General features: G+C 67.0%; 5 protein-coding genes. 2 read left to right on the top strand and 3 right to left on the bottom strand.

The genetic code is table 11. The annotated features are described in order from the left end of the window. Window positions 1–270 precede the first annotated feature (270 nt). A complete protein-coding gene (gene dcd, locus AB4Y86_RS09765) occupies window positions 271–846 on the top strand; it encodes a dCTP deaminase (RefSeq protein WP_441402045.1) in 576 nt (191 codons plus the stop codon). 56 nt (window positions 847–902) lie between these two features. Here dcd and AB4Y86_RS09760 read toward each other — a convergent pair whose 3' ends face one another. The 3 genes from AB4Y86_RS09760 to AB4Y86_RS09750 are packed head-to-tail and all read right to left on the bottom strand — an operon-like array spanning window position 903 to window position 4,027. Continuing rightward, window positions 903–2,099 (bottom strand): cation:proton antiporter, encoded by a 1,197-nt coding sequence (locus AB4Y86_RS09760; RefSeq protein WP_441402044.1) that lies wholly within the window; start codon window positions 2,097–2,099, stop codon window positions 903–905. Window positions 2,100–2,104: 5 nt separating this feature from the next. Then, window positions 2,105–2,587, bottom strand: a complete 483-nt coding sequence (locus tag AB4Y86_RS09755; protein ID WP_138768089.1) for a cation:proton antiporter regulatory subunit — start codon at window positions 2,585–2,587, stop codon at window positions 2,105–2,107. A gap of 39 nt (window positions 2,588–2,626) precedes the next feature. Continuing rightward, a complete protein-coding gene (locus AB4Y86_RS09750; protein WP_441402043.1) occupies window positions 2,627–4,027 on the bottom strand; it encodes an MFS transporter in 1,401 nt (466 codons plus the stop codon). Window positions 4,028–4,166: 139 nt separating this feature from the next. Between AB4Y86_RS09750 and AB4Y86_RS09745 the strand changes: the two genes are divergently transcribed. Continuing rightward, window positions 4,167–6,089 (top strand): proton-conducting transporter transmembrane domain-containing protein (locus tag AB4Y86_RS09745; RefSeq protein WP_441402042.1); only part of this gene is annotated, 1,923 nt, incomplete at its 3' end.

Below are 6,089 nucleotides of genomic sequence, written 5' to 3'. Positions count from 1 at the left end.
CCACTCACAGGGGCGGCTACATCATGCTCTGCAAGGCTCATGACGGGCAAGAGCCGGTGGAGTTCCGATCGATCTCAGTTTCGCGATGATGCCTAGGTACGGGACCGTCCCGCTGCGTGGCGGGCGCGTGCATGCAAAGGAAGGAACGTCGCGTCAGGTTGGCACCGCAGTGCGAGACCAGGGCGTTCCTCGGGGAGCCGGGCAAGTAACACAAGGCCGTCGCTCCTGCCACGCGTACCAGCCGCCAATCCGTGCGGTACTTTTGATCCTGTGCTGATCTCTGACCGCGACATTCGCGCCGAAATCGATTCGAACCGGATTGTACTGGAGCCCTTCGACCCCGACATGGTTCAACCGTCGTCGGTGGACGTGCGGATTGACCGTTTTTTCCGGCTCTTCGACAACCACAAGTACGCCCATATCGACCCGTCCGAGGACCAGCCCGAGCTGACCCGCCTGGTCGAGGTCGACGCGCAGGAGCCGTTCATCCTACACCCGGGCGAGTTTGTGCTTGGCTCGACCTATGAGACCGTCACCCTGCCGGACGACATCGCCGCACGGCTTGAAGGTAAGTCTTCGCTGGGCCGGCTGGGGCTGCTGACGCACTCGACGGCGGGGTTCATCGATCCGGGGTTCTCCGGCCACGTCACCCTGGAGCTGTCCAACATGGCGACCCTGCCGATCAAGCTCTGGCCTGGCATGAAGATCGGACAGCTGTGCTTCTTCCGGCTGAGCTCGGCCGCCGAACACCCATATGGCTCCGGTGAATACGGCAACCGCTACCAGGGGCAGCGCGGCCCGACGGCCAGCCGCAGCCACCTTAATTTCCACCGCACCAACATTTAGCGGTCCGGCAGTTCCCTCAGGGCTGTCCCCTGAGGACCTCCCCTGAGGGCAGTCCTCTAACCGGCGGGACGGAACGGCAGGGGCGCCCGCCGGGCCGGGCGGCGCAGCACCCGCATGATCGGCTCCACGAACCGGGCCGCCAGCGGACCCATGACGGCCATGATTAGCACGTAGGCGGTGGCCAGGGCGGCGAGGTCGCGGGGCACCACGCCGGAAGCCACCGCGAGCCCGGCGATCACGATGGAGAATTCGCCGCGGGCAATCAGGGCCGCTCCGGCACGGAGGCGCCCGGGAACGGCAACCCCGGCCCGCTTGGCTGCCCAGATTCCGGTGATCATCTTGGTTCCCGCAGTCAGGACGGCCAGGATCAGAGCCCAGCCGAGCACCGGGGGGATGGACGTCGGATCCGTGTTGAGGCCGAAGACCACGAAGAAGATTGCCGCGAACAGGTCGCGCAGGGGCTCGAGGATCCTGGTGGCGTTGTGTGCGGTGGCGCCCGAGATAGCAATTCCGAGCATGAAGGCGCCCACAGCGGCGGACACCTGCATGGCGGCGGCCAGGCCCGCGACGAGCAGCGCTGCGCCCAGCAGGTTGAGCAGGAACACCTCGGAGTTTTCGCTGTGGACGGCCTTGGACACGTGGTGGCCGTGGCGCAAGGCAACCACCAGCACCAGGGTGACGACGGCGAGGGAGATCCCCACGGTCTGCAGGCCCACCAGGAAACTGACCCCGGCCAGCGTGGCGGTCAGGATCGGCAGGTAGACGGCCATGGCCAGGTCCTCGAAGACCAGGATGGACAAGATCACCGGCGTCTCGCGGTTACCGATCCGGCCCAGGTCGGTGATCACCTTCGCGGCGATGCCGGACGACGAGATGTAGGTAACGCCCCCCATCACCATCGCCCCCACCAGGCCCCAGCCCAGTAACAGCGCCAGCCCCGCCCCCGGCAGGAAGTTCAGCAGCAGGTCAAGCACGCCCGCCTGCCAGGAACGCCGCAGACCGGTGACCAGCTCAGCGGCCGTATATTCCAACCCCAGCATAAGTAGTAGCAGGATGACGCCGATTTCGCTGGAGAGATGCGCGAATTCGTGCATCCCTTCAAGCTTGACCATGCCGCCCGCCCCGAAGAACAGGCCGCCGACCAAGTAGAGCGGGATGGGTGACATGCCGATCCGCCCGGCCAGCCTGGCCAGCAGGCCCAGGCAGAACACGACGGCCCCCAATTCGATGAGGGTCAGGGCGAGCGGATCCATGCCGCTTATCCGTTGCGCAGGATGCCGGCTGCCGTGTCCAGGCCCTCTTGCGTGCCCACGGCCACCAGGAGGTCGCCGGGATGCAGGACGACGTCGGGGCCCGGCGAGGGGAGTACCTCGCCCTCACGCATGATGGCGACGATCGACGCGCCGCTGCGGGTCCGGATGCAGGCCTTGCCCATCGGCTGGTTTTGGAAGGGGGAATCCGCGGCGATCGAGAATTGCCGGGTGACGATCCCGGGGACTTCCCGGTGGGCTTCGGACAGCTGCATGGCCAGCCGCTGTCCGCCCAACAGGTTTCCGAGGGCAGCCGCCTCGTCGGCGGTCAGCGGGATGGATGCCTGGCAGGTGTCCGGATCGTCCCAGGTCGAGACGATCAGCTCGGTCTGGCCCTCCCGGTATTCGACCACGCCGATCCGGCGTCCCGAGGCGGTCATGAAGTCCTTGCGCCGGCCCAGGCCGGGAAGGTCTGTTTCATCCACATTCATGGCTTCAGCCTAGTGTGCCGTCGGAGTTTTCGGTGCCGTTCAGGCTGCGGGCACCACGGCGATGTCCGTGTTGCCCGGCGACTTGACGGGCAGCATGACCAGCAGCCCGGCCAGCAGGACCACCATGATGCCGAGGATGCCCCAGCGCTGCGCTTCGCCGGGGGCAACGAAGGGGGTCGCCACCGTGATGCACAGGGTGAACAGCGCGGGCGCCAGGAAGCTGACCGCCCGGCCGGTGGTGGCATAGAGGCCGAATAACTCGCCGGATTCCCCGTGCGGGGTGAGTCGGGCGAGGTAGGCACGGGACGAGGACTGGGCCGGACCCACGAAAAGACAGAGGAATAGGCCGAACACCCAGAACGTCATGCTGCCCGACCAATCCATGCCGAGGAAGGAATATTTCCCGTTCCCCAAGGCCAGCAGGGCGCTGCCGGCCACCAGCAGGCCGATCAGCGAACCGATGATGACCGTCTTGGGACCGATCCTGTCATCCAGGAATCCGCCCATCAAAGCCCCGGCAGCGGCGACTACGTTGCCGAAGATGGCGAAGAAGATGACCTGTTTGAGATCGAAGCCGAAGGTGCCTGCGGCGATGATCCCGCCGAAGGTGAACACCGCCGCGAGCCCGTCCCGGAAGATGGCACTGGCCAGCAGGAAGAAGATGGTGTGCGGGCTGGTTCGGTAGATGGCGCGGATCCGGCGCGCCAGGAGGGCGTAGGAAGCGAAGAACCCCAGTCTGGCCTGCCTGGCCTTGGGTACTTCCGGGACGGCGAACATCACGGGTACCGCGAAGACAAGGAACCAGAGCGCGGAAAACACCGCTACGAGGCGGATGTTCAGGCTGTCCTGGGTGGACGCCCCGAACCACTCAATGCTGGGCTGCACGAAGAGTTGCAGCACAATCAGCAGCGCCACGATGCCGCCGAGGTAGCCCGCGGCCCAGCCGAAGCCGCTGACCTTGCCGATGTTCGCGGGTGTGGAGATCTGGGCCAGCATTGCGTTGTAGTTGACGCCAGCGAATTCGAAGAAGACGTTGCCAAGCGCGATCAGCGTCACGCCGAGAAGCAAGAACTCCGGCCGCGGGAAAACGAAGAAGCAGAGTCCGGTCAGCAGTGCTACGGCGCCGGTGTTGACCCCGAGCCAGAGTTTGCGCCGCCCGCCGCTGTCCGAGCGTTGGCCGGTGACCGGGGCCAGCAGTGCGATGGCAGCCCCGGCGACGGCGAGGGCGGAGCCAAGGACCGCGGAGGCCTCGTCTTCGCCGCCGAACGCTTTGGAGGTCAGGTACACGGTAAAAACGAAGGTGGTCATGACGGCGTTGAAGGCCGCGGAACCCCAGTCCCAGGCGGCCCAGGCCAGGATCCTGCCCTTGTTGCTGACGGCGCTGCCGGACTCGAGCTCCGAGGCCGGATGCGTGGACTCGGGGGCGGGGGCGGAGTTCATAGGCTGATAGTAGCTGTCCGTAGGGACGTCACTGGCCAAAGAATTTGTGCACGCTTGGTAAACTAGACGCACTGAACCTAACCTATGCCCCGCCTGCTCCAACTTTGACCATCGAATGCCTGACGTTGCGGAGATACCAGTGATCACAGTCCTTGCCGTGCACTTCGCGGTGGCTGCTGTGGCGCCGTTACTCTTCCGCAGGCTCGGCAGGAACGCGTTTTACGCGCTGGCGGCGGTGCCCGGCGGATCGTTCGTCTGGCTGGCCCTCCAGCACGGGGCGGTGTACTCCGACGCCGGTGCCGTTGCGGTGGTCATGCCGTGGGTCCCGCAGCTCCAGCTGGAGCTGGCCTTCCGGATGGACGCCCTGGCCTGGGTCATGTCGTTGCTGATCCTGGGCGTCGGCGCCTTGGTCCTCGTGTACTGTGCGCGGTACTTCAAGAACAAGGACAGCTATCTCGGCGGCTTCGGCGCCCAGTTGCTCGCCTTCGCCGGGGCGATGTTCGGGCTGGTCACCGCCGACGACCTGGTCTTGATGTTCATCTTCTGGGAACTCACCACGGTGCTGTCCTACCTGCTGATCGGCTACGCCCGCACCAGGCTGTCGGCCCGCCGTTCGGCGTTGCAGGCCCTGGTGGTGACCACGGCCGGCGGCCTGGCCATGCTGGTCGGGCTGATCATGCTGGGGGCCACAGCGGGAACCTACCGGATTTCTGCGATCCTGCAGATGGCGCCCGAGCTGGTGGCGGGACCCGCCGCCGCGGCGGTGGCAGCCGCCGTCGTGCTCATTCTGGTCGGTGCGATCACCAAGTCCGCGCTGGTCCCGTTCCACTTCTGGCTGCCCGGTGCGATGGCCGCGCCGACGCCGGTGAGTGCCTACCTGCACGCCGCCGCCATGGTCAAGGCGGGCATCTACATCGTGGCGAGGTTCGCCCCCGGGTTCGCCGAGACAACGTTCTGGCTCCCGGTGGTACTGGGCCTGGGGCTGGCCACCATGCTGGTGGGCGGCTACCGCGCCCTGCGGCAAACCGACATCAAGCTCATCCTCGCCTACGGCACGGTCAGCCAGCTGGGCTTCCTGACCATGGTGGTGGGCCTCGGTCAGCCCGACGCGGCGCTCGCCGGCCTGGCCCTGCTGTTGGCGCATGGACTCTTCAAGGCCACCCTGTTCCTGGTGGTCGGTATCATCGACCACCAAGCGGGGACCCGCGACATCCGCAAGCTCTCCGGCGTGTACCGGTCGTCCCGTGCCTTGGCGGTAGTGGCGGCCGTCGGTGCCGCCTCGATGGCCGGCGTCCCGCCGCTGGCCGGATTCGTGGCCAAGGAGTCCGTGTTCGAGGTGTTCGTTCACCACTCCGGCTCCGGCTTCTGGGGGCCCGTCATCCTGATCGGCGTGGTGTTGGGCTCGGTCCTGACCTTCGCCTACAGCGCCCGTTTCATGTGGGGCGCCTTCGCCCTCAAACCGGGTGTGTCCGCTACCCCGTTCAAGGCCATCAAGCCGGGCTTCCTGGCCGCACCCGCGGTGCTCAGCCTGCTGACCGTGCTGTACGGCGTGTGGCCGGCGCCGGTGGACGCCTGGATCCAGCCGTACGCGGCACTGTTTGTGCCCGGCGGCGGGGACGCGGCGGCCCCAGCCGGGCACCCCGCCGCCGGGCCTTTGGCCCTGTGGCACGGGTTCACCCCGGCGCTGGGTCTGACGGCGGTCACGTTCGCGCTGGGGCTGGCGATGTTCTACGGCCGGAATGCTGTCTCCCGAGCCCAGGGCCGGGTGCCGGGCTGGGTCGACGGCGACCGCGCCTACCAGCTCGCCATCGGCGCCCTGGACGACGCCGCGGTCTGGGTCACCGGCCGCACGCAGCGTGGTTCGCTCTTCTTCTACCTGGCGGTGATCCTGACCGTCGCGTTCGTCCTCCCGCTCACGGCGCTGCTGCTGGCCAACAAGCCACTTCCCGGCAACCTGTACTTCGTGGACCCCGGCTCCCCGCTGCAGCCGGTCGTCGGCGTTGGCATCGTGATCGGTGCGCTCGCCGCGGTGCGGGCCAACAAACGGTTCCTGGCCGTGCTG

This window comes from Arthrobacter sp. 2YAF22_2, from assembly GCF_052114645.1.
Taxonomy (GTDB): domain Bacteria; phylum Actinomycetota; class Actinomycetes; order Actinomycetales; family Micrococcaceae; genus Arthrobacter.
Note: the sequence above shows the minus strand (reverse complement) of the source record. Positions and strands in the feature narration are given on the sequence as shown.